Origin of the sequence: Winogradskya humida (assembly GCF_016862215.1) — a bacterium.
Classification (GTDB): domain Bacteria; phylum Actinomycetota; class Actinomycetes; order Mycobacteriales; family Micromonosporaceae; genus Actinoplanes; species Actinoplanes humidus.
In genome coordinates this window covers 201,350-226,146 of the sequence record NZ_BOMN01000001.1, presented here as the reverse complement: position 1 = coordinate 226,146, position 24,797 = coordinate 201,350, and the positions used below count along the sequence as shown (strand labels likewise).

25 protein-coding genes and 1 pseudogene are annotated in these 24,797 nt (G+C 69.6%); 13 read left to right on the top strand and 13 right to left on the bottom strand.

From position 1 onward, the window contains the following. The first annotated feature begins 47 nt into the window (after positions 1–47). From ngcE to Ahu01nite_RS50090, 4 genes are all read left to right on the top strand, one after another. Complete coding sequence (gene ngcE / locus Ahu01nite_RS01125; protein WP_203834428.1) at positions 48–1,481, top strand: N-acetylglucosamine/diacetylchitobiose ABC transporter substrate-binding protein; 1,434 nt, start codon at positions 48–50, stop codon at positions 1,479–1,481. Positions 1,482–1,534: 53 nt separating this feature from the next. After that, a complete protein-coding gene (locus Ahu01nite_RS01120; RefSeq protein WP_203834427.1) occupies positions 1,535–2,446 on the top strand; it encodes a carbohydrate ABC transporter permease in 912 nt (303 codons plus the stop codon). A 13-nt stretch (positions 2,447–2,459) separates the two neighbouring features. Continuing rightward, on the top strand, positions 2,460–3,392 hold the full coding sequence (locus Ahu01nite_RS01115; RefSeq protein ID WP_203834426.1) for a carbohydrate ABC transporter permease: 933 nt from the start codon (positions 2,460–2,462) through the stop codon (positions 3,390–3,392). Positions 3,393–3,617: 225 nt separating this feature from the next. Then, complete coding sequence (locus Ahu01nite_RS50090; RefSeq protein WP_438874745.1) at positions 3,618–5,606, top strand: bifunctional 3'-5' exonuclease/DNA polymerase; 1,989 nt, start codon at positions 3,618–3,620, stop codon at positions 5,604–5,606. A 30-nt stretch (positions 5,607–5,636) separates the two neighbouring features. On the opposite strand, the gene Ahu01nite_RS01105 is transcribed toward Ahu01nite_RS50090, so the two are convergent. The 3 genes and pseudogenes from Ahu01nite_RS01105 to Ahu01nite_RS51750 all read right to left on the bottom strand — a co-directional run. Next, positions 5,637–6,314 carry a hypothetical protein gene (locus Ahu01nite_RS01105; RefSeq protein ID WP_203834425.1) on the bottom strand — a complete coding sequence of 226 codons (678 nt, stop codon included), beginning with the start codon at positions 6,312–6,314 and terminating at the stop codon, positions 5,637–5,639. Between the two features lie 56 nt (positions 6,315–6,370). Further along, positions 6,371–7,120, bottom strand: coding sequence for an aminotransferase class I/II-fold pyridoxal phosphate-dependent enzyme (locus Ahu01nite_RS01100; RefSeq protein WP_239158533.1), 750 nt, complete (start codon positions 7,118–7,120; stop codon positions 6,371–6,373). Between the two features lie 178 nt (positions 7,121–7,298). Next, a pseudogene (locus Ahu01nite_RS51750) lies at positions 7,299–7,628 on the bottom strand (GntR family transcriptional regulator); the annotation flags it as partial. Between Ahu01nite_RS51750 and Ahu01nite_RS01090 the strand changes: the two are divergent. Continuing rightward, positions 7,579–8,427: an NAD-dependent epimerase/dehydratase family protein gene (locus Ahu01nite_RS01090; RefSeq protein WP_203834422.1), complete on the top strand. Its 849-nt coding sequence runs from the start codon at positions 7,579–7,581 to the stop codon at positions 8,425–8,427. The pseudogene Ahu01nite_RS51750 and the gene Ahu01nite_RS01090 overlap by 50 nt on opposite strands. Further along, on the top strand, positions 8,428–8,799 hold the full coding sequence (locus tag Ahu01nite_RS01085) for a nuclear transport factor 2 family protein (RefSeq protein ID WP_203834421.1): 372 nt from the start codon (positions 8,428–8,430) through the stop codon (positions 8,797–8,799). Here Ahu01nite_RS01085 and Ahu01nite_RS01080 read toward each other — a convergent pair. After that, entirely contained in the window at positions 8,784–10,211 is a 1,428-nt protein-coding gene (locus Ahu01nite_RS01080) for a hypothetical protein (protein WP_239158532.1), read from the bottom strand. The genes Ahu01nite_RS01085 and Ahu01nite_RS01080 overlap by 16 nt on opposite strands. Before the next feature lie 57 nt (positions 10,212–10,268). On the opposite strand from Ahu01nite_RS01080, the gene Ahu01nite_RS01075 reads away from it, so the two are divergent. Continuing rightward, complete coding sequence (locus Ahu01nite_RS01075; protein WP_203834420.1) at positions 10,269–12,170, top strand: amylo-alpha-1,6-glucosidase; 1,902 nt, start codon at positions 10,269–10,271, stop codon at positions 12,168–12,170. Positions 12,171–12,174: 4 nt separating this feature from the next. Here the strand turns inward: Ahu01nite_RS01075 and Ahu01nite_RS01070 are convergent, their stop codons facing one another. After that, positions 12,175–12,687 carry an NUDIX hydrolase gene (locus Ahu01nite_RS01070; RefSeq protein ID WP_203834419.1) on the bottom strand — a complete coding sequence of 171 codons (513 nt, stop codon included), beginning with the start codon at positions 12,685–12,687 and terminating at the stop codon, positions 12,175–12,177. 10 nt (positions 12,688–12,697) lie between these two features. Further along, positions 12,698–12,892 (bottom strand): hypothetical protein, encoded by a 195-nt coding sequence (locus tag Ahu01nite_RS01065; protein ID WP_203834418.1) that lies wholly within the window; start codon positions 12,890–12,892, stop codon positions 12,698–12,700. Between the two features lie 89 nt (positions 12,893–12,981). On the opposite strand from Ahu01nite_RS01065, the gene Ahu01nite_RS01060 reads away from it, so the two are divergent. After that, positions 12,982–13,407, top strand: a complete 426-nt coding sequence (locus Ahu01nite_RS01060; protein ID WP_203834417.1) for a MarR family winged helix-turn-helix transcriptional regulator — start codon at positions 12,982–12,984, stop codon at positions 13,405–13,407. On the opposite strand, the gene Ahu01nite_RS01055 is transcribed toward Ahu01nite_RS01060, so the two are convergent. Beyond that, a complete protein-coding gene (locus tag Ahu01nite_RS01055; protein ID WP_203834416.1) occupies positions 13,391–14,239 on the bottom strand; it encodes a helix-turn-helix domain-containing protein in 849 nt (282 codons plus the stop codon). The genes Ahu01nite_RS01060 and Ahu01nite_RS01055 overlap by 17 nt on opposite strands. Before the next feature lie 100 nt (positions 14,240–14,339). On the opposite strand from Ahu01nite_RS01055, the gene Ahu01nite_RS01050 reads away from it, so the two are divergent. Both Ahu01nite_RS01050 and Ahu01nite_RS01045 read left to right on the top strand, forming a co-directional pair. Next, the gene (locus Ahu01nite_RS01050) at positions 14,340–15,158 is read left to right on the top strand and encodes an SDR family oxidoreductase (RefSeq protein ID WP_203834415.1); all 819 of its coding nucleotides are present in this window, start codon (positions 14,340–14,342) and stop codon (positions 15,156–15,158) included. 180 nt (positions 15,159–15,338) lie between these two features. Continuing rightward, positions 15,339–15,797 carry a hypothetical protein gene (locus Ahu01nite_RS01045; protein WP_203834414.1) on the top strand — a complete coding sequence of 153 codons (459 nt, stop codon included), beginning with the start codon at positions 15,339–15,341 and terminating at the stop codon, positions 15,795–15,797. Between the two features lie 458 nt (positions 15,798–16,255). On the opposite strand, the gene Ahu01nite_RS01040 is transcribed toward Ahu01nite_RS01045, so the two are convergent. From Ahu01nite_RS01040 to Ahu01nite_RS51265, 3 genes are all read right to left on the bottom strand, one after another. Next, complete coding sequence (locus Ahu01nite_RS01040; RefSeq protein WP_203834413.1) at positions 16,256–16,429, bottom strand: ATP-binding protein; 174 nt, start codon at positions 16,427–16,429, stop codon at positions 16,256–16,258. Positions 16,430–16,557: 128 nt separating this feature from the next. Next, entirely contained in the window at positions 16,558–17,238 is a 681-nt protein-coding gene (locus tag Ahu01nite_RS01035; protein ID WP_203834412.1) for a response regulator, read from the bottom strand. After that, a complete protein-coding gene (locus tag Ahu01nite_RS51265; RefSeq protein WP_203834411.1) occupies positions 17,235–18,818 on the bottom strand; it encodes a sensor histidine kinase in 1,584 nt (527 codons plus the stop codon). The genes Ahu01nite_RS01035 and Ahu01nite_RS51265 overlap by 4 nt, the downstream gene beginning before the upstream one ends. 225 nt (positions 18,819–19,043) lie before the next feature. Here Ahu01nite_RS51265 and Ahu01nite_RS01025 point away from each other — a divergent pair, with 225 nt between their 5' ends. Next, the gene (locus Ahu01nite_RS01025) at positions 19,044–19,508 is read left to right on the top strand and encodes a DUF1707 SHOCT-like domain-containing protein (RefSeq protein ID WP_203834410.1); all 465 of its coding nucleotides are present in this window, start codon (positions 19,044–19,046) and stop codon (positions 19,506–19,508) included. A 93-nt stretch (positions 19,509–19,601) separates the two neighbouring features. After that, a complete protein-coding gene (locus Ahu01nite_RS01020; RefSeq protein WP_203834409.1) occupies positions 19,602–20,432 on the top strand; it encodes a metal-dependent hydrolase in 831 nt (276 codons plus the stop codon). A 301-nt stretch (positions 20,433–20,733) separates the two neighbouring features. Here the strand turns inward: Ahu01nite_RS01020 and Ahu01nite_RS01015 are convergent, their stop codons facing one another. Next, positions 20,734–21,210, bottom strand: a complete 477-nt coding sequence (locus tag Ahu01nite_RS01015; protein ID WP_203834408.1) for a DUF6841 family protein — start codon at positions 21,208–21,210, stop codon at positions 20,734–20,736. 467 nt (positions 21,211–21,677) lie between these two features. Beyond that, positions 21,678–22,223 (bottom strand): CGNR zinc finger domain-containing protein, encoded by a 546-nt coding sequence (locus Ahu01nite_RS01010; protein WP_203834407.1) that lies wholly within the window; start codon positions 22,221–22,223, stop codon positions 21,678–21,680. 44 nt (positions 22,224–22,267) lie between these two features. On the opposite strand from Ahu01nite_RS01010, the gene Ahu01nite_RS01000 reads away from it, so the two are divergent. Continuing rightward, entirely contained in the window at positions 22,268–23,899 is a 1,632-nt protein-coding gene (locus tag Ahu01nite_RS01000) for an aminotransferase class I/II-fold pyridoxal phosphate-dependent enzyme (protein ID WP_275411688.1), read from the top strand. On the opposite strand, the gene Ahu01nite_RS00995 is transcribed toward Ahu01nite_RS01000, so the two are convergent. Continuing rightward, the gene (locus tag Ahu01nite_RS00995) at positions 23,875–24,750 is read right to left on the bottom strand and encodes an SDR family NAD(P)-dependent oxidoreductase (protein ID WP_203834406.1); all 876 of its coding nucleotides are present in this window, start codon (positions 24,748–24,750) and stop codon (positions 23,875–23,877) included. The two genes, Ahu01nite_RS01000 and Ahu01nite_RS00995, sit on opposite strands and share 25 nt — an antisense overlap. Positions 24,751–24,797 lie beyond the last annotated feature (47 nt).

The window sequence follows — 24,797 nt, the reverse complement described above, 5'->3', positions numbered from 1 at the left end:
AAACCTCTCAGCGCCCGGCAACGCACCAACATCTGAGGAGAAAGCGAATGTCCGACATCTTCAAGCCCGAGGTCGACCGCCGGACGCTGCTGCGTCGTGCGGCCGCCGTGGGTCTGCTCGCCACCCCGGCCGTGAGCATGCTCAGCGCTTGCGTCGGTGGCGGCGACGACAGCGACGACAACGCGGACAAGCCCTCGGGCACCGTCTCCGCGACGAACCCGCTGGGTGTCAAGGAGGACGAGCCGCTGGAGATCGTGATCTTCAACGGTGGCCTCGGCACCAAGTACGCGACGGACGTCGACATCCCGTCGTACAACAAGCTCTTCCCGAACTCCAAGGTCGCGTTCAGCCAGACCGAGGAGATCGCGACCGTCGTCCAGCCGCGGTTCACCGGCGGCAACCCGCCGGACATGATCAACAACTCCGGCTCGAAGCTGATGGACCAGGGCGCGCTCGTCCAGGCCGGCCAGGTCCAGGACCTGACCGAGCTGTTCGCGGCCCCGTCGCTCGACATCACCGGCAAGACCGTCAAGGACACCCTGATCCCCGGCACCGTGGAGCAGGGCACGTTCAACGGCAAGCCGTACGTCCTGAACTACGCCTTCACGGTCTTCGGCCTCTGGTACTCGGGCAAGCTGTTCAAGGACAACGGCTGGACCGCCCCCACCACCTGGGCCGACTTCCTCACGCTGCTCGACGCGATGAAGGCCAAGGGCATCACCCCCTACGGGTACGCCGGAGCGAACGCGCCGTACTACCAGTACACGGTGATCCTCGCCAGCGCCGCGAAGATCGGTGGCGCCGACATCCTGAAGAACATCGACAACCTCGAGCCGAACGCCTGGAACAACGACGCCGTCAAGCAGGCCGCCGCCGCGTGGGCCGAGGTCGGCGCCAAGTACTCCGACAAGTCGTTCCTGGGCCTCAAGCACACCGAGGTTCAGCTGAAGCAGGACCAGTACAAGGTCGGCTTCTACCCGTCGGGCTCCTGGCTGGAGAACGAGCAGGCCAAGGACACCCCGGCCGGCTTCGACTACCAGCTCGCGCCGCTCCCCAGCGTGACCACGGCCGACAAGCTCCCCGCCACCGCGCTCTACGCGGCCGCCGGCGAGCAGTACTTCGTCGCCAGCAAGGGCAAGAACCCCAAGGGCGGCATGGAGTTCATGCGCCACATGCTCTCCAAGGCCGGCGCCGTGGGCTTCACCCAGCTCACCAAGACGCTGACCGTCGTCTCGGGTGCCACCGACGGCATGGAGATCAGCCCCGGGCTCACCTCCGGCAACAAGGCCCTGGTCGCGGCGGGTGCTGACACGTTCAGCTTCCGCTTCGACACCTGGTACAAGAAGCTTGACGACGAGCTGCGCGCCGCCACCAACGAACTGATGTTCCAGGGCGGCACCGCTGACAAGTTCGTCACGCGGATGCAGAAGGCGGCGGACGCGGTCAAGGCCGACTCCTCCATCGAGAAGTTCTCCCGCTAATCCTGTCCCATGGCTGACTACGTAGCCGCAATCACGAACGGAGCTATAGCACCATGAAGCACGGCAGGTACCCGTTCATCATCGGCTTCCTGATCGTGCCGGTGGCGATCTACGGCACGTTCGTGATTGCGGCATACGTACAGGCTTTCCAGCTGTCGTTCACGAACTGGCGGGGCTTCTCGCCCAACGTGGATTACATCGGCTTCGACAACTTCACCAAGCTCTTCCACGACAGCACGTTCTGGAAGGCGATCCAGCACCACGTGCTGCTGCTGATCTTCCTGCCGCTGCTGACGATCATCCTGGCCCTGTTCTTCGCCTTCCTGCTGAACGTCGGCGGAGGATCGAAGGGTGGGCGTACCCAGGGTGTCCGGGGCTCGAAGTTCTACCGGGTGATCTTCTTCTTCCCGCAGCTGCTCGCCCTCGCGCTGGTGGCGGTCATCTTCTCCCGGGTCTACTCCCCGGACGAGAGCGGCCTGATCAACGGCCTGCTCCAGCAGTTCGGCGCCGGCCCGGTGCTGTTCCTGGCCGACTCGCACCTCGCCCTGTGGTCCATCCTCGCGGTGCTGGTGTGGCAGGGCGTCGGCTTCTACGTGGTGCTCTTCTCAGCCGGCATGGGCTCGATCCCCACGGAGATCTACGAGGCGGCGGCGCTGGACGGCGCCACCCGCAGCACCCTGTTCTTCAAGATCACGCTGCCGCTGCTCTGGAGCACGCTCCAGGTCGCCTGGGTCTACCTCGGCATCGCAGCCTTCGACGCGTTCGCCCTGGTGAACGTCATGTCCGTCGACCGCGGCGGCCCGGACGGCGCGACCACCGTGCTCGGCCTCGAGATCTACCGCAACGCGTTCGACTACGCACAGTTCGGCTACGCCTCGGCGATGGGCGTCGTGCTGTTCTTCCTGACCCTCACGTTCGCCGCGCTGACCCTGCGGGTCACCCGGCGCGACACCGTCGAGCTCTGAGACGGAGCCTGAGATGACCAACCTGCGTACCGATGTCTCCGCCACACCGCCGGGCACCGTGGACTACCCCGGCGCCCGCAAGTCCGCCGGCACGCCCGCGGGCAAGAAGGAGATCAAGCTCTTCAGCGGCTTCGCCCACATCGCCCTGGCGATCTGGGGCCTGCTGGTCATCGCCCCGCTCATCTGGGTGATCCTGGCAAGTTTCAAGAGCAACACCGAGATCTTCACCCACGCCCCGTTCAGCCTGCCCAGCGCGCTCTCCTTCGAGTCCTACAAGAGCGCCTGGACCGAGGCCCACGTCGGCCGCTACTTCCTCAACTCCATCTTCGTGGTGGCGCTGAGCACCACCGGCACGATGATCTTCGGCTCCATGGCGGCCTACGTCCTGGCCCGCTACAAGTTCGTCGGCAACCGCTTCATCTACTACCTGTTCGTCTCCGGCCTGGCCTTCCCGGTGTTCCTCGCCCTGGTCCCGCTCTTCCTCATCCTGCAGAACCTGGGCCTGCTCAACACCTACACCGGCCTGATCCTGGTCTACATCGCCTACTCCCTGCCGTTCACGGTGTTCTTCATGACAGCGTTCTTCAAAACGCTGCCGAACCACGTAGCGGAAGCGGCGATCGTCGACGGCGCCTCGCACACGAGGCTGTTCTTCCAGGTCATGCTGCCGATGGCCAAGTCCGGCCTGGTCAGCATCACGATCTTCAACATCGTCGGCCAGTGGAACCAGTACCTGCTCCCGGTCGCGATCATGCAGGGCCAGGGCGCCGAGAACAAATGGGTCCTCACCCAGGGCATCGCCAACATCTCGGTCTCGGCGGGCTACCAGGCCAACTGGGCCGCCCTGTTCGCAGCGCTCACGCTCTCGATCGTGCCCATGATCATCGTGTACGCCTTCTTCCAGCGGCAGATCCAGTCCGGCCTCACCGCCGGCGCCGCGAAGTAACGCTTCACCAGGTTCTTCCGGCGGCGGTACCGATCCACGGGGGTCGGTACCGCCGCTTTTTTGTCACACCCCAGGGCCACAATGAGGTTGTGCTGATCGTGGTGCCTTCTCCGTGCCTGCCCCCGGGTGGGCCCGTCGTCGTGCCCGATCCCGGCGGTGCTTTCGCCATGCTGACCGTTGTGGGGTCGCGGTGCTGACCGTCGTGCTGACCCCTGGGGGGTCGTCGTGCTGATCGCTGTGGTGTCCGAGGACGGCAGCTGGCGGGGCCCCGGCTGGCTCCAGGCCGTCCACCCGGACGGCACCCCGGCCGAGCCGCCGACCCCGGTGGCCGACCTCCCCGCCGAGATCACCGCCCGCGAGGCCACCGACCACCCCCGCTGGCTCTGGGCCTCCACCACCGACGCCTACCCCGCCCTGCTCCGCGCCGGCGTCCGAGTAGCCCGCTGCCACGACATCGAGCTCACCGAAGCCCTCCTGAGCGGCCACGCCGGCCACTGGGGCGAACCCCGCTCCCTGGCCGCCGCCCTCGCCCGCCTCACCGGCGTCCCGGTCCCACCCGACCCCCCGGCCCGCATCCCCGAACCCCCCGGCCAGCAACAAGACACCCTCTTCGGCCCCTCCCACGGCATCCCCACCTCCCCCCACACCGCGGTCCTAGCCGTCGCCGGCGTCTCCTCCTCCACCCCCGGCTTCGTAGCCCTCGACGCCCTCACCCGCGTCTACGCCGACCAGCACCACCGCATCACCACCATCGACCGCCCCGGCCGCCTCGCCGCCGCGGCCCCCGATCGTGCTGGCTCTGACCCCGCGGCCTCCGACCGTGCCGCCTCTGACCGTGCCGCCTCTGACCGTGCCGCCTCCGACCGTGCCGCCTCTGACCGTGCGTCCTTCGCCGGGCGGGCCGACGGCTCTGTTGCTGCCGGCAGGCGGGATGTCGGCGTTCCCCCGGGGCGAGCCGGTGGCGCATCCCATGCCGGCGACCCTGGGCGTGGCGTTGCTGTCGGGCGGCCGGGTGGGTTTGCGCTGCTGGTGGCGGCGGAGTCGGCCGGGGCGCTGGTCGGTGCAGAGATGACTCACACCGGTATGCCGTGGCGGGCTGACGTGCACGACCAGATCCTGCGGGAGCTGCTGGGCCCGCCGCAGCCGGTCGGGCCGCCCCGGCGTCTGTCCGAGCTGACCGCCGAGGTCAACGCGGCGTTCGGCACCCGCGGCCTGCATCTGGACTCCCCGGCCGAGGTGCTCAAGGCTTTCGCCCGCGCCGGCATCGAGGTCCCCAACACGCGTGCCTGGGTGCTGCGCCAGGTCGAGCATCCCGCGGTCCAGCCCCTGCTCGAATACAAGGAGCTCTACCGCATCTGGACGGCCCACGGCTGGACCTGGCTCGACTCCTGGGTGAGCGAGGGCCGGTTCCGCCCCGAGTACGTCCCCGGCGGCGTGGTCTCGGGCCGCTGGGCAGCGCGGGGTGGCGGTGCCCTGCAGGTTCCCAAGGTGGTCCGCGGCGCGGTGATCGCCGACCCGGGCTGGACGTTCGTGATCGCCGACGCGGGCCAACTGGAGCCGCGCGTGCTGGCGGCGGTCTCCGGCGACGACCGGCTGGCCGCCGCGGGCGTGGCCGACGACCTCTACGCCGCCCTGGCCGCCGACTCGTTCGCGGGCGATCGCCCCAAGGCCAAGGTCGCCCTGCTCGGCGCCATGTACGGCCAGACCGGCGGCGCCGCCATCCCGGCCCTCGCCGTGCTCCGCAAGCACTACCCGACAGCCTTCGAGTACGTCGAGGCAGCCGCCCGTACGGGCGAGGCCGGGGGACTGGTCCGCTCCTGGCTCGGCCGCACCTGCCCGCCGTCCTCAACCGCGTGGCGCGACGCCGGACTCGACCCGCCGGAGGAGTCGGGCTCCGCCGAGGTCCCCCAGGGCGGCGCGTCCGGCCGGGCCCGGGGCCGGTTCACCCGAAACTTCGTGATCCAGGCGACGGCGGCGGAATGGGCGCTGGTGCTGCTGGCGACCCTGCGTACGGCGCTCGAGGGCCTGCAGGCCGAGATCGTCATTTTCGTCCACGACGAGGTGGGCGTGCACTGCCCGAAGGAAGAGGCGGAACAGGTCGCCGAGGCGGTCCGCCGCTCCGCTGTCCGGGCCGGCGAGCTCCTCTTCGGCAACACAGCAGTCCGCTTCCCCCTCGAAGTCGCCATCGCCGAGTGCTACACCGACGCCAAATAGCGCCCATGCGCGTCCCTGGAGAGCGGGACCTCAGTCGTGGCTGGCCTCGGGCGGGAACGTGCCGGAGAAGACGACGGCCGGGTAGCTGGGCCAGTCCTCCGCGGGCGCGTCCGGGTAGGGGATGCCGAGGCGGCGCCAGAAGTCGGTGACCACCCAGGTGTCCTCGAGCAGCGAATGGTCGTCGGGGAACGCCTTCCCGTCGTGCGGTGCCAGGAAGCGCCGGAAGAGACGGAAGGTGAAGGTGTAGGGATTGACGAAGTACGGCGCGATCGTGGCGGGCGGCCGGTTGAAGAGGTCGCCGAGAACGTCCGCGTCGCCCTGCCAGCGCCGTTTGGCCTCGGGGAGCTGGGCCGGGTCGGCGACCACCTCGCGCGGGTCGGAGGCGAAATGGTCGACCGGGCAGCCCGCGTCGTACGCGATGTGGCACCACAGGTCCGAGTCGTAGATGTCGATCGAGCTGGCGACCACGCCGAACTCGGCGGAGAGGCGCCCGCCGGCGCGGTCGGCGTACGTGGCGAATCGTGGCCAGTCCACCACCACCCACCCGTCCTTGGGCGGCACGATGATGGCCGCGTCCCGGCCCACCGTGGCCCCGGCCGTCGTCACCTCAGCGGCCACGTCATAGCCCGCCGCGAACCGTACGATCGCCCGCGCGATCAGATCCGGGTCCATGGCAGGCAGCGCAGTCGCGTGCACGAACTCGCCCACCCCACCGACGGTAGTGCTGTGACCCCTGACGTTCACCGTGTTTGCGGTGATGCCTGTCAGGAGGGCGGCGCGAGGGTACTCATCAGGGCCGCGACGGCCGCGTCGACGTCCTTGCGGGCGGGGGTGGCGAAGCCGACGACGAGGGCATCGGGCACGGGGTGCGTGCGGCTGTAGCGCCCGAGGGTGTGGACGGCCACGCGGGTGCCGGACGGCGCAACGGTGGCGGCCGGTTCGATGACGGCGTGCAGGCCGGCGGGGATTCCGGGGACGGTCAGGCCGTGGGCGTGCAGAGCGTTCCGGAGCAGAAGCCGCCGGCGTGCGTACTCACGGCGTTGGGCCCGCACATGCCGTTCGTAGTCGCCAGAAGCGATGAAGTCGGCCAGGGCGAGCTGGTTCAGCAGCGGAACCCCGCCGGTGAGGGTGGCGACCGCGTGGGCGGTGGGGGCCACCAGCTCGTCGGGCAGGACGAGCCAGCCGATGCGCAGGTCAGGTGACAGGGTCTTGCTGACGCTGCCCGCGTAGATGACACGGTCGGGTGCGGAGCGTTGCAGGGCGGCCACGGGACGGCGGTCGAAGCGGAACTCCCCGTCGTAGTCGTCCTCGACGATGTACCCGCCGGTTCTGGCAGCCCAGTCGCAGACCAGGCCACGCCGTCGCGGGCTGAGCGCACCACCGAGCGGGAACTGATGAGCTGGGGTCAGCGACACAACGTCGACGCCGCCGCCCAGGTCCTCGACCCGGGCACCGTCGGCGTCGACGGGCAGGTCCAGGACCGTGTGCCCCAGGCGCTGCCACAGCTCCACCACTGCCGGCAGAAGGGGGCACCGCGGTGCTTGCTCGTCGTAGCGCACTCAACCAGCGGGCGGCCGGGAACGATCCGAGTTCGGGTTGCCCCGGGCGCAGGTCGAAACGCGGGGCCTGCGCTTCAACGGCCGCAGGAGCAGTGGCGGCCGTGGGCGAAGTGTCCCGGGCGACGTGGATGCCGCTGCGGTTCCTCGCGGTGAGGACGCCTTCGGCGACGAGGTCGTCGAGGGCGGCGACCACCGTGGTCCGGGAGATGCCCAGCTCCGCAGCGAGGTCGCGGGTGGAAGGCAGTCGCTGGCCCACCGGCAGGACCCCGGTGGCGATCGCCGTGCGGACGGCGGACTCGACCCCGCGGACCTTCGACAGGGACGGGTCCAGGCTGAGCCACTCCACTGGACCACAATATTGGACGTTCCGTGGACCTGTCGGCCAGTCCAGATGGTTCCTACTGTCAACGGTTATGCGCGTGTTCCTGGCCGGGGGTTCCGGTGTTGTCGGACGGGCCCTCATCCCCATGCTGGTGGCCGATGGCCACGACGTCAGCGCCACCACCCGCTCCGCGGCAAAGATCGAACTGCTGCGGGAGCTGGGCGCACGAGCCGTACCCCTGGACGTCTTCGACCGGGACGCGGTGCAGGTAGCGTTCGAGCAGGTGAGACCCGACGCCGTCATACATCAGCTCACCGACCTGACCGGCGGGGACCCCGCCAGCAACGCCCACCTGCGCCGCGTCGGCACCCGCCACCTCGTCGGCGCCGCACAGCGGGCGGGGGTCCGGCGCGTGGTGGCGCAGAGCATCAGCTGGGTCTACCGGCCGGGCACGACCCCGGCCGTGGAGGACGACCCGCTCGACACCGACTCCGCCGCACCGCGACGTACGACCATCGCCGGCGTTCGGGCTCTCGAGACCGCCGTGCTCGGCTGCCGCGAGGGAGTGGTCCTGCGCTACGGCCAGCTCTACGGCCCCGGGACCTGGTACGCCCGCGACGGCCGGTTCGGGCGGGCGGCTCGGACGGGAACGCTGCCCACCTCTGCGACGGTAACCTCGTTCGTCCACGTCGATGACGCCGCCCGTGCCGCTTCTCAGGCGCTGACCTGGCCGCGGGGAATCTGGAACATCGTCGACGACGAACCCGCCGCGGGCGATCAGTGGGTGCCGGTCTTCGCCGATGCCGTCGGCGCCTCGAAAAATGCTGCCGCGCCCGCGGTGGGCGGGGACATCGGGCGCCCGGTCTCGAACGCTCGCGCCCGCCACGCGGGTTTCGCCCCGGCCTACCGGTCATGGCGTGAAGGGTTCAGAATGGAATGAGTGACCCTTTCGCACGAGGACCTCTTCAAACGCTATCTGTACGCCGGCGCGATCACCCGCAACGCCGACGCGGTGGCGGCCCTGTTCACCGAGGACGGCGTCTACGAGGCGCCGCTCGCACCGGGTGGCTTCCGGCTCGAAGGCCGCAACGCGATCCGTGACGGCATCGGTGCCATGCATCGCGACCCGGCCTACGAGGGCAAGGCCGATCCCGCGCCTTCCGGTTTCGTGCTGCACGAGACCGCTGACCCGGCAGTCTTCATCGTCGAGATCGACGCGACGCTCGAAACAGGCCCGACAATGTCAATAATCCACATCTTCCGGGTACGCGACGAGCACATCGCCCACCTCCGCGACTACTTCAGAGCCTGACGCATCCGCTCGACCGGCAGCGCAGGGTTGGCGGCCGCGTGTTCCGCCAGCTCGGGGTCGTCGAGCAACGCGACGATCCGGGCGACGGGCAAGCGCGCACACGACGCCATCGCCAGCCGCACGCCCAGGTCCGGGTCGGTGGTCAGCCGATCCACGAGCTCCGGGTCGGCATCCGGGTCGAGCGCGACCAACCGGCGTACCGACGGATCGTTGTGATCGGCGAATGCGGCCAGTCCCGCTGTCGGGAAGTGAGCAAGCGACGGGAGCCGCTCCCGGTCACGCCCCTGGTCCTCCAGGAAGGCGCGCAGGAGCAACCTAGGTGGGGCATCAGGATGGTGCAGGGCGAGCAACACGCGTACGCCCCGATCGTCATCATCGGCCAGCAGACTGACCAGATCCCCGGGCAGTCCGGGGTGACGGGCCGCTCGGCGGCGTAGCAACGGGTTGACCGAATGCGCCCAGCGCATCGCCTCGCCGAGCGGCCCCGGCATGTGCCTGGAGTAGGAATACTGGCTGTCGCTGACGGCAATGGTGATGCCCGCCCGCTGCTGCTCAGTGAGACCGGGGTGGACCGAGACAGCCGTGCGCACCCCGATATCGGGGTCGGTGGCCAGGGATTCCAGCTGCTCGGGGCTCAGGTCGGCGCGGTCGGCGAGCCGGGCGCGTACGACAGGGCTGGGATGATGCAGCAGAGCCTGGATGACGTCCGGTGGGGTGCTCGGGTTCGCGCTGACAAAAGGCAGCGCGGCTTCGTCACCGCTCGCCATCACCTGGTCGACCAGCGCGCGGGACAGCGGTCGTTGCAGCACGGCCCAGAACGCGTGGATGTGCGTCTTCGGCAGGTCGTCGGGCTGCATGACCCGCTCGTTCTCGGAGATGGCCGCGGCGATGGTCTCCCTGACCTGCGGCTCGGGGTCGGCCAGCAGCGCGGCCCGGGTGGCTCCGTCGAGCAGTTGGGGGAACCGCGCCGGGTGCAGGCGTACCCGTGGATCGGGGTGTGCACCCGCCGAGCGGTGGAGGCGCCGGTCGTACTCCATGGCCACCCACAGCTCATCGAAAAGCTCCCAGGGGGACAACGGCGCGTCGGGGTCGTCCTCGACGCTCACCAGCAGTGAGCGCAGGTGATCGTCGGTGAGGTGGTTGCTCAAGGCACGCAGTCGCACGCGCCATTCGGGGTCTGCCAGCAACCGGCTGCGGAGCTCCGGCAGGGTCCGGGCATGCTCGGCCAGCGTGCCGCGGACCTCGCGCGACGGATGCCGCACCATCGCTTCCTGCACCGATTCCGGCAGATCACGGCGATCTGTCAGCCCTCGGCAGAACGGCGACTCTGCTGACGCGAGCAGATCGAGCAGCACATCCGCCGGCGTCGCGGGGTTCCTCGCCAAGCCGCGTACCAAGGGATCACTGATCATCGGACGCACCTTAGTGCGCGCTCAGCGGGTCCCCGGAAACAGGGATAGCGTCGGGGGATGCACCGTGTGGCGTTCGGGGCGCAGGTTTGCGGGGACCTCGGGGAGGGGTCGGTCCGGGAGTGGCTTGTGCCCGACGGGCGTGGTGGATATGCGATGGGGACGGTCAGCGGGTTGCGGACCCGGCGCTATCACGGGCTGCTGGTCGTGGCCGGGAAGACGCCGTCGCTGCGGTATCTCGGGCTTGCGTCGCTCGATCCGGTGGTGACGCTGGCGTCCGGGACGGTGGTGCGGCTGGGGACGCACGAGTGGGCCGACGGGACTGTTGCGCCGGCTGGGCATCGGTTTCTGTCCGGGTTCGAGCTGGTGGACGGGTTGCCGCGGTGGCGGTGGCGGATCGGGGACGTTGTTCTCGAGCGCGAGGTCGCCATGGTGCACGGGCGGAGCAGTGTCGCGGTGGTGCACCGGTTGCTCACCGGTGGGCCGGTCAGTTTGCGGCTCGAAGCGCTGTGCACGTGGCGGGATGTGCACGCCGAGCGGACCGCGGGGAGCGCCGAGCCCGAGGTGACCGAGGTGGCGGGCGGGTGCGTGGTCGAGGGCGCTTATCGCTTGCGCGGGCCCGATTTTCGCGGCGCGGGTGCTTGGTTCCGCGGGGTGCGGCACCGCGAGGAGGCGGCGCGCGGGCTCACCCCCACCGAGGACTTATGGTACGCGGGGAGCTTCCACGCCGAGCTCCGCCAAGCTGGGGACACCGCGTCCGTTTCGGCGTGGGCGGAGGACCTCGACGTTGTGCCCGAGCCGGCGGCGGCGGTGGTCAGCTCCGCGCGTACCCGTAACAGGACTCTGGTGGCAGCGGCCGCACCCGGCGGCGAAGCGCAGGCCACGCTCGCCCTGGCCGCCGATGCCTTTGTTGTCGAAACCGCGACCGGTCCCGATGTCGTGGCGGGCTATCCCTGGTTCGGCGCCTGGTCGCGGGACACGATGCTCAGCTATGAAGGTCTTTTCCTGGCGACCAACCGGGCCGAGCAGGGACGAAAACTTCTCCTCGGGTACGCGGAAACGTTGTCGGAGGGCATGCTCGCGAACACCGCCGACACGGGCAGCATCGAGTACAACACCGTGGACGGCACGCTGTGGTTCCTGCACGCCGTCGGGCGGCACGTGGCGGTCACCGGCGACAACGACCTTGCCGCGGAGCTGCTGCCCGCCCTGCGCGACGTGGTCGGCGCCCACCTGGCAGGCACGCGCTACGGCATCCAGGCGGACCCGGCCGACGGACTGCTCCGCCAGGGCGCCCCGGGCACGGCGCTGACCTGGATGGACGCGCGGGTCAACGGCGAGCCGGTCACCCCGCGTACGGGTAAGCCTGTCGAGGTCAACGCCCTGTGGATCAACGGCCTGGCCATGATGATCAGGCTCGCCTGGCAGGTCGGTGCCGGCGCCGGCCAGGCCGCCCTGGCCCACTCGGCGGCGCTCACGTCCTTCGCCCGCCGGTTTCCGGCCAAGGCCGGCCTGCTGCACGACGTGATCGACGGCCCGGACGACGACGTGCTGCGCCCGAATCAGCTGCTCGCCTGGTCACTGCCGTATGCGCCGTTGCGTCCGTCGCCCGGGGCGTTGCAGACCATCGGCGCGGCGCTGATGACACCGCTCGGCCCGCGCAGCCAGGCCCCGGGCACGCCGGGTTATCACGGCAGCCACCGCGGCCCGCCGGGTTCCCGCGATCGGGCCTACCACACGGGTACGGTCTGGCCCTGGCTCACCGGCCCCTATGTGGAGGCCTGGCGGCGGCTCGGCGTCTCCGCGGAGCAGACACTGTCCGACGCCGACGGTCACCTGGGGGAGTACGGCCTGGGTTCGGTCTCGGAAACCGCCGACGGCGAGGCCCCGCACGGCGCGACGGGCTGCCCGTTCCAGGCCTGGTCGGTCGCGGAGAGCCTGCGCGTCAGAAAACTGTCGTAGCTGCTCAGGCGCCGGGCATGCGGTGCATCAGCTCGTCGATGGCTTCACCCGGCTGGGCGAACCAGGCGGGGAGACTGTCGTCGAGCGCCGTGGCGATGCGATGGTGGGCGAAGCGGGTGAGCGGCGGAAGATCGTCCAGCGAGAACCAGCCGACCTCGAGCGACTCGGAGTCGTTGACCCGTGCCTCACCGCCGACCGCGCGGCACCGGAACCACGTGTTGACCATCTGACAGTGATCGCCGTTGCCATAGACCACCTCGTGCAGGACCACCCCGGCCAGCCGCTCGACCTTGACCTGGACGTTCGTCTCCTCGAGCGTCTCGCGCACGACGGCCTCGGCGGGCTGCTCGCCCGGATCCATCATCCCCGCGATCAGCGCCCACTGGTGGTTGTCGCTGCGCTGCCCCAGCAGCACCTCGCCGCGGTCGTTGAGCACCACGGCGCTGACGGTCGGAAACATGATCAAGCCCTGGCCGTACTTGGCGCGCAGGTCTTTGACGTAGTCAGAAGCAGGCACGCCCGCGACTTTAGCCGCGCTTCGCAGCCTGCTTACGGGCGCGCTGCGCCCGGGAATACCGCTTGCGTTCCTCGAGGTCGGCCTTCCAGCCGTCGCGTGCCTCCTGGGTGACGCCCTCGATCGCACCCTGCACCGAGGCCGGCCCCGCCCAGTACTTGTAGATCCAGTTCCAGAGGAACCCGCCCTCGCGGACATCCTTCGCCATGATCCCCAACTCCTCGAGAAGGTTGCCACACCAATCATTGGTGCACCAACTATTGGTACGATAACCGTATCGGCAGAGGAGCGGCAACCATGAGCGATCCGTTGGAACTTGAACAGCAGGTGTGCTTCGCGCTGTCCGTGGCAGCCCGCAGCGTGGTCGCCGTCTACCGGCCACTGCTCGAACCCATGGGCCTCACCCACCCCCAGTACCTGGTGATGCTCGCGTTGTGGCAGCACGCCCCTCTATCCGTACGCAAGCTGAGCACTCTTCTGCAGCTGGACCCCGGCACCCTGTCCCCGCTGCTCAAACGCCTCGAGACGATCGGCTACCTACGCCGCGAACGAGACCCGAAAGACGAACGCAGCCTCGCCGTCACCCTCACCCCCGCCGGCCGTGACCTGCGCGAACAGGCCCTGAAGATCCCCCCGGCCGTCGTCGACCGCCTCGGCATGCCCCTCGACGAACTCATGTCCCTCCACGCCGCCCTCACCCGCGTCATCAGCGCCGCGACATAGCCGACCAGCTCGACAGCTGTCGCAGGGCGTCGTCGCTGACCGAACCCGCGGGGGCGCTGAGCATCGTCAGGGTCAGGCCGGGATCGGCGGCCAGCGGCAGGGTCTCGAAGTTCAGGTCGAGGTCGCCGACCACGGGATGCCGGAACTGCTTGACGCCCGTGCGATGCAGCCGCACGTCGTGGGCGGCCCACCTGATGCGGAAATCCTCGCTGCGGGTGCAGAGCTCACCCACAAGATCGGTCAGATCCTTGTCGTACGGGTCCCGCCCGGCCTCCGTACGCATCATGGCCACCGTGTCACCCGCGATCCGTTCCCAATCCCGCCAGAATTCCCGGGCCCGCGGATCGAGGAACGCGAACCGGGCATGGTTCACGGGCCGGGCCGGCTCGTCGAACATCGGCGCGTACAACGCCTCAGCGAGCGTGTTCGCGGCCGGGACATCCCCGCGTCCGTTGGTGACAAACGCCGGAATCTCCGTCATCAACTCCAGAATGCGCAAAACGCCGGGTCTGACCTGCGGCGCGGGCCCTCGCCGCCGCCCACGCCCCGGCCCGGCGGTGCGGGCCAGGTCGCCGAGATGCCGCCGCTCGGCCTCATCGAGCTGCAGCGCTCCGGCGACCGCATCGAGAACACTCCCGGACGCCCCGGCGAGATCACCCCGCTCAAGCTGGGCGTAATACTCGACGCTGACCCCGGCGAGATCGGCGACCTCACTACGCCGCAGCCCCTGCACCCGCCGATTACGGCCGTGGTGCACCAGCCCCGCCTGCTCCGGGCTGATCCGGGCGCGGCGGGAGCTGAGAAAGGCCTTCACCTCGTCACGGTTGTCCACGTTCCCAGGCTCGGCCGGTTTGCATTTCTCAAAGGTGGGCTGTCAGCACACCTGTCAGCAGCGTCTTCTCCCCACCGCCGCGATCCGGTCTCCTGGTGACATGAAGGTACTGATGATCACCGGCGCAGCCCGGGGCATGGGCGTCGACATCACCCAGGCAGCCCTCGCCGCCGGCTACGCCGTGGTAGCCACCGGCCGCGACCCGGCCAAGATCCCCCCAGCAAAAAATCTGCTCACCGTACGCCTGGACGTCACCGATCCCGCCAGCGCCCAATCAGCGGTGCAGGCCGCGGTGGACCGCTTCGGCAGCATCGACGTGCTGGTCAACAACGCCGGCAATTTCGTCGCAGGCTTCTTCGAAGAAATCACCCCGGCGGACTTCCGGGCCCAGGTTGAGACAAACCTCTTCGGCCCGCTGAACGTCACCCGCGCGGTGCTCCCGATCATGCGCGCCCAGCGCTCCGGCCTGATAGTCACGATCTCGTCGACCGCAGGCATAACCGGCCAGGAATTCTGCACGGCCTACGCCGCCGCCAAGTTCGGCCTCGAAGGCTGGGCGGAATCCCTGACCCCCGAAGTCGCCCCCTACGGCATCCGCACCATGCTGGTCGAACCCGGCTTCTTCCGCACCGACCTGCTCACCCCGCAATCCACGACGTACGCCGCCCCCGCCATCGACGACTACGCCGAACGCACCAGGCAAACCGTCACCGCCTGGACAGCCATGAACGGCCTCCAGGGCGGCGACCCGGCCAAACTCGCCACAGCCCTGCTCACCCTCATCAACTCCGACGCCCCACCCCTGCGCTGGGCCGCCGGCACCGACGCCCTCAAGGTCCTCGAGGACAAGGCCCACACCCTCCTCCACCAAGCCACCGCCCACCGCGCCCTCTCCTCATCCCTCGCCCACACCGCCTGACTCCCAGACCAGCCGCGCCGGTCCCCCCAACCTTGCCGGTGCCGCCGGGCCTGGCGATGGGGCACGCCTCGATTGCGCCGGACCCGGCGGTGGGCACGCCTCGGTGGCGCGAGGCCTGGCGGTGGCGCGAGGCCTGGCGGTGGGCACGCCCCGATGGCGCGGCATCGCTACCGTGAAGTCATGTTGACCGCCGAGAAGATGGGCATGTGGCGCGGCCGTTACCAACTGGCCGCGGACGGGCACCCGGTCGCCGTGTGGGACCCGTCATGGTGGCGCAGCGGCGGCGACTTCGAGGTGCAAGGCCGCCGCTACCAGGTCCGCTCCAACGGCTGGGGCAGCAAATACCGCATGCTCGACGAGACCGGCGGCGTGATCGCCCTCGTCGAACGAGCCGGCCGCAAACACTGGACAGCCCAATCCGGCGGCCGCTCCTACGAATTCCGCCGCGCCTCCATGTGGGGCAACCGGCAGGAGCTGGTGATCGACGGGGTCGTAACAGGCTCCATGCGCCGCACAAGCGCCTGGTCGGGCGCCATCGAGGCCGACCTCCCCGGCCTGCCCCTCCCACTCCAGATCTTCGTAATCGGCGTCCAGCTAGCCCTCTGGCAAGCCCAGCAAACCGCCGCAGCCAGCGTTTGACCCGCCCACCCCCGCCGGCTGACATTTGCGCTCCGCGATGGGACGTGAGGTTGATCTGCGGGCCGACCGCCAACCGACCCGACCGAGGGCGCGTGGCTTGGCCGAGGGCGTGGCTTGGCTGACCGCGTGGCTTGGCCGGGGGCGTGGCTCGGCTGACTGCGTGGCTTGGCCGAGGGCCTGGCTTGGCTGACCGCGTTGCTTGGCTGACCGCGTGGCTTGGCTGACTGCGTGGCTTGGCCGGGGGGCGTGGCTCGGCCGAGGGCCTGGCTTGGCTGACCGCGTGGCTTGGCTGGGGGCGTGGCTCGGCTGATTGCGTGATCTCGCCGGGGGCGTGTCTCAGCTGACTGCGTGATTTCGTCAAGGCATGGCTCGGCCGAGTGGGTGATCCCACCGACGGCGTTGTGCGTCCAACCCCGTGGCCAGGCTGGCCTGCGGGTAGGTGCGAGGTTCGGGGTGGCTCAGCCGAGGCTGGGGAGACCCGCCCGTGGCAGGCCGAGCGCCGCCGAATGCGCTGGCCTCGCGTTGTCCGGTGCGGCCGCGACGACATCACTGGTCGCCGGTTCGAACGGGATCGACCACCAGAACGTGGAGCCCTGACCCGGTTCGCTGTCCACCCCGATCGTGCCGCCCATGGCGTGCTCTGGCTCTGTCGCACCCTCGACAACGCCCCGATGTGCGGCCTGGTCCTGCGGCCTGGTCCTGCGGCCTGGACGCCGACGCCGCGGTGACCCCCACCTTCATGCGCGTGAGCAGGGCGGGGTCAGGCGAGCCAGCCGGGTCTGATGAGGCCGGCCTCGTAGGCGAGGACGACGAGTTGGGCTCGGTCGCGGGCCGCGAGTTTGAGCATGGTGCGGCTGACGTGGGTTTTGGCGGTGGCGGGGCTGATGAGGAGGCGGGTGGCGATTTCGTCGTTGGAGAGGCCTTCGCCGACGAGGACCATGACTTCGCGTTCGCGTTCGGTTAGTTGGTCGAGGCGGGGGTCGGGTTCCTGTGGGGGTTGGGCGGCGCGGCCTCCGGGGGTGGCGAACTCGCCGATCACGCGGCGCGTCACGCTCGGGGAGAGCAGGGCGTCGCCGGCTGCCACCGCTCGGATGCCGCGTAGGAGGTCGACCGGTTCGGTGTCCTTGACGAGGAAGCCCGATGCGCCGGTGCGCAGGGCCTCGAAAACGTACTCGTCGAGTTCGAACGTGGTCAGGATGACCACCCGGATGCCCGCCAGGGTGGGGTCGGCGGCGATGCGGCGGGTGGCTTCGAGGCCGTCGACGCCGGGCATGCGGATGTCCATCAGGACGACGTCGGGGTGGGTCAGGGCGGCGAGCCGGACCGCTTCCAGGCCGTCGCCCGCCTCGCCGACCACCTCGAGGTCCGGTTCGGCGTCGATGAGGGCGCGGAAGCCGGCCCGGACCAGTGCCTGGTCGTCGGCGAGCAAAACCTTGATCACGCGGATTCCTCGAGGGGGTCGGCCGCTTTCTTCGCGGAAGAGAATGCGGCGTCAGCGGGTGCTTCGGCTGTCGTTGGCGCGGTGGGCGTCGTCGTGGGCGTGGGTGTTGCGGGTGTGGGTGTTGCGGGTGTGCGTGCGGCGCCCATGGGCGTTTTGGGCGTGGGTGTTGCGGGTGTGCGTGCGGCGGCCATGGGCGGGGGTGTGGCGGCGTTGGGCGCGGTGGCCGGTGAGGGTGTGGCAGCGGGTTGGGGCGGGGCGGCAGGGGGACGTGTGTTGTCGGGGAATCGCGGTGTGGCCGGGGATGGCGGAGTGGGGGAGGAGACCGGGCCGGGGGAGGTGGGGCCGGGGGAGGTGGGGAGGATTGCGTGGACCTGGAAGCCGCCTTCGGGGAGTGGTTCGGCGGTGAGGGTGCCGCCGAGGGTTTCTGCGCGGGCTCGCATGCCGGCGATGCCGGTGCCCGGGAGGCCGGTGCTGGTGGTGGGGGGAGCGGCTGTGGGGGTGCCGGCGTTGGTGATGTGGAGGTGGAGGGCGGTGGGGGTGTAGGTGATGGAGACCTCGGTCTTGGCGGCTTGGGCGTGGCGGCGGACGTTGGTCAGGGCTTCCTGGACGATGCGGTAGGCGGCTCGGTCGACCTCGGCGGGCAGTGGGCGCGGGGTGCCTGTTGTCGTGGTGGTTATGGGGAGGGCGGCGTCGGCGGTGAGGTCGGCGAGGCGGTCGAGGCCCAGGGCGGGCTGGCGGGGGGCGGCTTCCTGTTCGGGGCGGAGGGCGTCGAGGACGGCGCGGACCTCGCGGAGGGCTTCGGAGCTGGCGGTCTTGATGGCGGTGAGGGCTTCGCGGGCCTGTTCGGGGCGGCTGTCCATGAGGTGGAGGCCGACGCCGGCCTGGACGTTGATGAGGGACAGGTGGTGGCCGAGGACGTCGTGCAGCTCGCGGGCTATGCGCAGGCGTTCGTCGGCGGTCTGGCGTTTTTCCTGTTCCTCCTGGGCGCGGGCGCGTTCGGCGTTGACCTTGGTCAGCTCGGCGAGGTAGGCGGCGCGGGCGCGGGCGGCGCCGCCGATGAACATGGTCAGCGCCAGGCCGAGGGCGGTGAGGACGGCGTCGCGCAGGGTGGGGCGGGCGGTGGCGGCGACGCCGAGCTGGTCGGCGAGGAACGTGGTGACCGTCAGATAGGCAACGTAGGCGGCAGCCGTGATGGGCAGGGCGGCCCGGCTGCGACCGGCCTTGACCGCGGAGAACAACGCCATCGTGGCGGCCACCGCGAATGTCCAGGTCGGTGCGGCGAGGGTCGCGTAACCGATGGTCGAGGCAGCGGTCACGGCCAGCACGAGCAGGGGAGACTTGGTCCGCCATCCGAGCGCGAGCGGGCCGATCAGCAGCAGCGCGCACGCGATCACCCCGGCAGAGCTGGCGTGCGACCAGTTGCCGAACACGTGGAAGCACAGCGCGGTGATCACACCGGGGATGGCATGGTTTCCCCGCCCGCGCTCATAACGCGCACGCCGCTCGGCGAACCGTCCGGTCGAGAAGGACGGGCCGCTCGGGAAGGGTGAGCCGCTCGGGAAGGGCGCCTGGTGTCGCACGTGAACGACGCTACGGCAACCCGGGGAGGGGCCGCATCAACACCAAGTCGGGCCTGTGGATAACACTTACGGAGTAGTGCCCCTGCCCGGCGTACTCCCTGCGGCGTACGCATTATCGGACAGCTGCGCCGCTGGTCGCGTACCGAGATGCTCCTCCGGACCGATGCCCCGCGGTGACCCGCCCGGGAAGCTTGAGTGGCAAGCCGCCACGTCCAGGAGGTCGTCATGCAGCCGAACGTTTCCACCTGGTCCGGGCCGAACCGGCTCCGGACCTCCGACACCGAGCGTGAGCAGATCGCGACCATCCTGCGGTCCGCGATGACCGAGGGGCGCCTCACCCTGGAAGAGGGCGAAGAACGTCTGAGCGGTGTGTACGCCGCCAAGTTCCGCGACGAGCTCGCCCCGCTCACCGCCGACCTCCCGAACGGCGGCCGGCAGGCACTGACCGAGACCCCGCAGGCGCGCGCCGCGACACGCCGGGACCTCCGCCGGCACACGGGTTTCGTGATGTTTGCCGCACTGTTGCTGACCGGTCTGTGGTTCGCGAGCGGTGCGACGTTCTTCTGGCCGATCTTCCCGCTCGCGTTCCTGTTCATGGGCCTGATCCGGCACGCGAAGTACGGCGAGATGCGGCGCAATTTCCACCACTATGGTCACGTTGCTCCGTGGAACTCGCCCGGCTGGAAGTGACGTTGATCATTCCGAAGTAGACGCGGCGGTCGTTGCCCACCTTGTACCCCGATGCGACAGTGGTGCCCCTATCGGGAGGGGTGGGCAACAACAATGATGGGTCCGTCGCACGCACTGTCAGGCGCGGCAGTCTGGCTCGCGGGAAGCTGGGCCCTGGATGCCTTCGCCGGGTACGAGCAGAGCCCGCTCGCCATCGCCATCGGCACGATCATGTGCGCGGGCGGGGCATTGCTGCCCGACCTCGACCTGTCCGGAAAGGTCACCCGCAACCAGGGCGGCGCAACGGTGGCCCGCACGTTCGGCGTGTTCTCACTCTTCGTAGCGGAGGTGGTCGAGAAGATATCCCTCGGCGTCTACACCGCCACGAAACTGAGCAAGGACCCACGCCGCAACAACGGCCACCGCACGTTCACGCACACGCTCCCGTTCGCCGCACTGATCGGGTGGGGCACGACCAGCCTCGCCACCGCGTACGGTAAATGGGCGGTCGTCGGGATCATCTTCTTCATGGCCGGTCTCGCGCTGCGCGGCCTGTTCGACGAGTGGGCCGAGCGCGCCGGCTGGGTGATCATCACGTTGTCGTCCGCCGCGATCGCCTGGTTCACGGCGGCCAACCTGCCCGGTGACCGGGGCTACCCGATGCTCGGCTTCTCGGTCGCGGTCGGCTGCGTGGTCCACCTGCTAGGCGACATGATCACCAGGGCGGGCGTACCCATCCTCTGGCCCATCCCGATCAACCGCCGCATGTGGCGCATGATCGGCATCCCGAACAGCATCGCCGTCGTGGTCGGCGGAAAGACGGAGACCGTGGTGCTGCGTACGGTCTTCACGGTGATCTCGTTCGTGTCAGTCGCCGGTCTGTTCGCGCCGCACCTGCTCCACCAGTTCAACCTGGACGTCTGGGCCTCCGACGACACACCGTAGCTACGCGCCGCCGCGATCCCGGCACGCGGCGGCAGGATGCGCTGGTACGCCTCGGATGGGATTGCGGACGGGTTGTGGCGGGTTCTGCGGGGATGGGATTGCGGGCGGGTTGTGGCGGGTTCTGCGGGGATGCACGGCGCGATGATCGCGAGTCATGCCACGTTCGTACCAGCCGTCCACCGCTGTCCTGCCCGGGAATTCCAGGAGCATGACGGAGCCGTCCCAGCTGTCTTCCTTCACAACGGGTGACATGTGAGCGCCGTGGGCACGGGGCCGGCGTGGCCTCGACCCGCTCACGTGATCAGCTTTTGATGACAGGCCAGACCTCGTCGAGCGTTCCGGCGTCCGTGGCGTGGGTCTCGAAGGTGACCACGCGAATCCCGTCGGCGCGGCGTGCCACGACGAAGTGCACGGCAACCCGCTCGATCTCTGAGCCGTCACCCCGGCGGCGGGACCAGAGCGAGTCGATGGCGGCGCCGTCCTTGTTGAAAACCACGGTCCGGCGGTCCAGCACGACGCTGTCCGCATAACCGGCGGCGTGCAGCCGGGCGGTCATGGCGACGAACGCGCGGACGACGTCCTCATCGGTCTCCGCCAGCGTGATCGGTCCGAGGTCATTACCCACCCAGAGCGGCGATCCCCAGTAGCCGGAGATGAACGCCGGGTCGGTGGCGCCCCCGACCGCGCTGATGAACGCCGGCATGTACTGCTCGGTGAACCAGTCGCTGAACTCGGCGTAGGCCTCACTGAGGTCGGACTTCGTCAACTTCTCCGGCATTGTGCGTCTCTCTCGTTGTCCCTGGTCGCCGAGCCCGCCCGCGTCGCCGCGATGGCGAGCAGTCGGTGTGCGCCGACGCTGACATGCCGTGCTGTCGTGCCCCGTGCTGTCGTGCCCCGGCCGTCATGCCCACCGCTGAAATAACCAAAACTATTATGGATATGTCAGCGTCGCAGGGGCAACAAGGCCTGCGTGTGACGCCGATCGCTGCCCGTCGCCCGGTGGCGTAAGCGCGATGAGCTTTCCGGGCGGCAATGCCGATCGGTGTCGCCGCCCGCCGCCGGGAGAGATTTTCGGCGCTGCACACGCTGCTTTAGGCAACGCGCAGCATTGATCGCGACCGGATCATGCTCTGCAGTCAGGTCGACTTTATTGCGAGGGCACTATTTGTCCCGCGGTGGCGCGGCTCAGCGTGCGGTGGCGCGGCTCAGCGTGCGGTGGCGCGGCTCAGCGTGCGGTGGCGCGGCTCAGTTTGCGGATGTGCGGCGGCGGGCGCGGAAGGCGGAGACCTTGGCTCGGTTGCCGCATTCGGCCATGCCGCACCACTGGCGGTTGCCGAGGCGTGAGGCGTCGACGTAGAGCCGGGTGCAGTCGTTGTTGGCGCAGCCTTTCACCCGGTTGATCTCGTCGGACGAGAGCAGGTCGAGCAGGTCGGCCGCGAGGGTGGCCAGCAGCTCCTCGGTGGTGCCGGTCCGGGTCAGGTGGCCATCGGCCAGCAGCGTCGGCGTGAGCCGCGGCCCCCGGGCCAGCGCGTTGATCAGCCCCACGTCGGTGACCGCGGGTGCAGCGCCGTCAAGCCGGGACCGAATCACCCGATAGATCGCTTCCCTGGCGGATATCGCAGCAGCAAAATCAACCGGCCCGTCAGTCAGGTCACCGAGCGATGCCAAGGAAGCCCATGAAGCGAGGTCCGCGGGGGAGTGGAGCTGCTCCTCGCCCTGGTCCCGGCGCCGCCATTTGAGGGTGCCGGCGTAGTCGAGGCTCGGGCGGCCGCTGACGAAGACGAAGCTCACGTAACCATCTTGACCGGTTACGAGTCTGCCTGCAAGGTGTAACCATGCAGACCGGTTACCTATATTTCGTTGAGCGCGCCGTTCGGGGCATGAGCGCCATCGTCAGCGCGCTCGGCGACGAGGGCGCCAACCGCCGCCCCGAACTCCCCGGCGCGAATACTCCTTTCGCAGTGCTCACCCATTGCCTCGGCGTGATGTCCTACTGGGGTGGTCACCTCGTCGCCGGTCGTCCGGTCGAGCGCGACCGCCTTGCCGAGTTCGATGCCGCCGGCCCTGTCGCGGTGCTGTGCGATCGAGCTGAGGAGGCCCTCATGCAGCTGCGCGCCGATGTGGCCGCCGCCCGTTGGGACGAGCCGCTGCGCCACGACCCCGACCCCGCGGCGCTCGGCCCCGACCGCACCATGAACCAGGGCGAGGCGCTGCTCCACCTCTACGAGGAAATGGCCCAGCACCACGGCCAGATGGAAATCCTCCGCGACACGCTGCAAGAGGCGGCGGCGCAGGACGTCGCGGCCGAACCGGCCTCGGTGACAGTGGAATGGCTACGGGCGAAGCGTGGCGTGAAATGGCATCGGCCCGGCCCGGACCTCCTGCCCGCCTGGGTGGCCGACATGGATTTCCCCGTGGCGCGGCCGGTGCGCGACGCGATCCACGCCACCGTCGCCCGCGGCGACCTCGGTTACCCCGACTGGCCGCAGTATCCCCTCGCGGCCCCGTTCGCCGAGCGGATGAGCCGGCGTTACGGGTGGCGGCCGGCTCCGGAGCTCGTACGCCCGATCACGGATCTGATCCAGGCCCTGCAGATCGTCCTGACCCTGACCACCGGCCCCGGTGACGGCGTGGCGGTCTTCACCCCGTCCTACCCGCCGTTCCTGGCGACGATCGAGTCGATGAACCGGCGCCTGATAAGTGCGGCCTCCGGCGATCTGAGCGACGCGAAGGTCCTGCTCCTGGTCAACCCGCACAACCCGACCGGCCATGTCTACTCCCGTGCCGAGCTGGAGCACATCGCGGACCGCGCCGAGCGCCATGACCTCCTCGTCATCAGCGACGAGATCCACGCCGAGCTGTCCTACAGCGAGCACATCCCGTTCGCCGCTCTCCACCCCCGGACGGCAGCCCGTACGGTCACCGTGACCTCCGCAACGAAGGCCTTCAACCTCGCCGGCCTGCGCACAGCGCTCGCGCACGTCGGCCCCGACGATCTCCGTGCACGTTGGGACGCGCAGCCCCCGGATCTGTTCGGCGCCGTCAACGTCCTCGGCGTGGAGGCGACCCTGGCGGCCTGGGCGCACGGCGATGACTGGCTGCGCGGCGTCAACGACCACCTGCGTGCGCAACGCGATCACCTGGCTTCGCGCGTACACGCGGAATTGCCGGGCGTCACCATGCATGTGCCGGAAGCGGGCTATCTGGCCTGGCTCGACTGCGCCGGCGCGGCCCTCCCCGAGCAGCCGGCGGACTGGTTCCGCCGCCACGCGGGCGTCGAACTCAGCGCAGGCCTCGACTTCGGCTCGGAGGGCCTGGACCATGCCCGCCTGAACTTCGCCACGACCCGCGAGATCCTTGACCGGATCATCGACGCGATGGCCGCTGCCTTGAGGCGCTCCGCGAGCCCGGCAACCGGCACCGCGGTGACCGGCGACCCGGGCTACTCGGAGTTCACCAGGCTCTGAACGTCGCCGAGGTCCGCGTCGCTGCCGAAGTCGGTGGCGGCGCTGACCGCGGCCCACGCGCGCGTCTCGGCAAGCCAATCCTGCTCGGCGATCTCGGTGATCCGCGCGGCGTCCGACCCGAGCAGCAGCCGCTGCGGCAACTCGGCCAGGTCGGGCAGTTGCACCAGGATCCGCGCGGCCCGGTCGGGGTCACCGGCCTCCTTGCCCGCCGCGTTGACCCGGTAGTCATGCATGAACCCGACCGACTCCTGATAGTCGGCCCCCGCCGCGGCGATCTCCATCGACGAGCCACCCCAGTCGGTCCGGAACGCGCCGGGCTCCACGATCACCGCACGCACCCCGAACGGCGCGACCTCCTTGGCGAGCGACAACGTCAACCCCTCCACGGCAAACTTCGCGGCCTGGTAGGCGGAAATCCCGGCCGTCCCGCCCACCCGGCCACCGACCGACGAGACCTGCAAGAAGAGCCCCGACCGTTGGGTACGCAGAACTGGCAGCGCAGCCCTGGTCACATTCACCACCCCGAAGAAATTCGCCTCGATCTGAGCCCGGAACACGTCATCGGGCATCTCCTCAAAAGGCGCGCTGTCCGCGTATCCCGCGTTGTTGACCACAACATCCAGCCGCCCGAACGTGTCGACCGCCGCCTGAACAGCGTCCCGCGCCGCACCCGGGTCGGTGACATCAAGCGCTACGGTGCGAACCCGATCGCCGTACTTGTCGCCCAGCTCGGACAAATCCGAAACGCGCCGCGCCGTGGCAACGAGGTTGTCGCCGTTCTCCAGGATGGCCACGGCAATCGAGCGGCCCAGACCGCGCGAAGCACCAGTGACAAGCCAGGTCCTACTCATAACGATCACTCCTGACGAGGCGGCAACCCGCCCTTGTTCTGTGGTTG

Excerpts from the sequence above, each read along its gene's own strand:
- Ahu01nite_RS01040 (WP_203834413.1), bottom strand. The coding sequence starts at position 16,429 with ATGGGCGGCACGATCGGGGTGGACAGCGAACCGGGTCAGGGCTCCACG.
- Ahu01nite_RS01115 (WP_203834426.1), top strand. The coding sequence starts at position 2,460 with ATGACCAACCTGCGTACCGATGTCTCCGCCACACCGCCGGGCACCGTG.
- Ahu01nite_RS01020 (WP_203834409.1), top strand. The coding sequence starts at position 19,602 with ATGATGGGTCCGTCGCACGCACTGTCAGGCGCGGCAGTCTGGCTCGCG.
- Ahu01nite_RS01065 (WP_203834418.1), bottom strand. The coding sequence starts at position 12,892 with ATGGCGAAGGATGTCCGCGAGGGCGGGTTCCTCTGGAACTGGATCTAC.
- Ahu01nite_RS01075 (WP_203834420.1), top strand. The coding sequence starts at position 10,269 with ATGCACCGTGTGGCGTTCGGGGCGCAGGTTTGCGGGGACCTCGGGGAG.
- Ahu01nite_RS01050 (WP_203834415.1), top strand. The coding sequence starts at position 14,340 with ATGAAGGTACTGATGATCACCGGCGCAGCCCGGGGCATGGGCGTCGAC.
- Ahu01nite_RS01120 (WP_203834427.1), top strand. The coding sequence starts at position 1,535 with ATGAAGCACGGCAGGTACCCGTTCATCATCGGCTTCCTGATCGTGCCG.
- ngcE (WP_203834428.1), top strand. The coding sequence starts at position 48 with ATGTCCGACATCTTCAAGCCCGAGGTCGACCGCCGGACGCTGCTGCGT.
- Ahu01nite_RS01045 (WP_203834414.1), top strand. The coding sequence starts at position 15,339 with ATGTTGACCGCCGAGAAGATGGGCATGTGGCGCGGCCGTTACCAACTG.
- Ahu01nite_RS01000 (WP_275411688.1), top strand. The coding sequence starts at position 22,268 with ATGCAGACCGGTTACCTATATTTCGTTGAGCGCGCCGTTCGGGGCATG.
- Ahu01nite_RS01090 (WP_203834422.1), top strand. The coding sequence starts at position 7,579 with ATGCGCGTGTTCCTGGCCGGGGGTTCCGGTGTTGTCGGACGGGCCCTC.
- Ahu01nite_RS01015 (WP_203834408.1), bottom strand. The coding sequence starts at position 21,210 with ATGCCGGAGAAGTTGACGAAGTCCGACCTCAGTGAGGCCTACGCCGAG.
- Ahu01nite_RS00995 (WP_203834406.1), bottom strand. The coding sequence starts at position 24,750 with ATGAGTAGGACCTGGCTTGTCACTGGTGCTTCGCGCGGTCTGGGCCGC.
- Ahu01nite_RS01060 (WP_203834417.1), top strand. The coding sequence starts at position 12,982 with ATGAGCGATCCGTTGGAACTTGAACAGCAGGTGTGCTTCGCGCTGTCC.
- Ahu01nite_RS01080 (WP_239158532.1), bottom strand. The coding sequence starts at position 10,211 with ATGATCAGTGATCCCTTGGTACGCGGCTTGGCGAGGAACCCCGCGACG.
- Ahu01nite_RS01025 (WP_203834410.1), top strand. The coding sequence starts at position 19,044 with ATGCAGCCGAACGTTTCCACCTGGTCCGGGCCGAACCGGCTCCGGACC.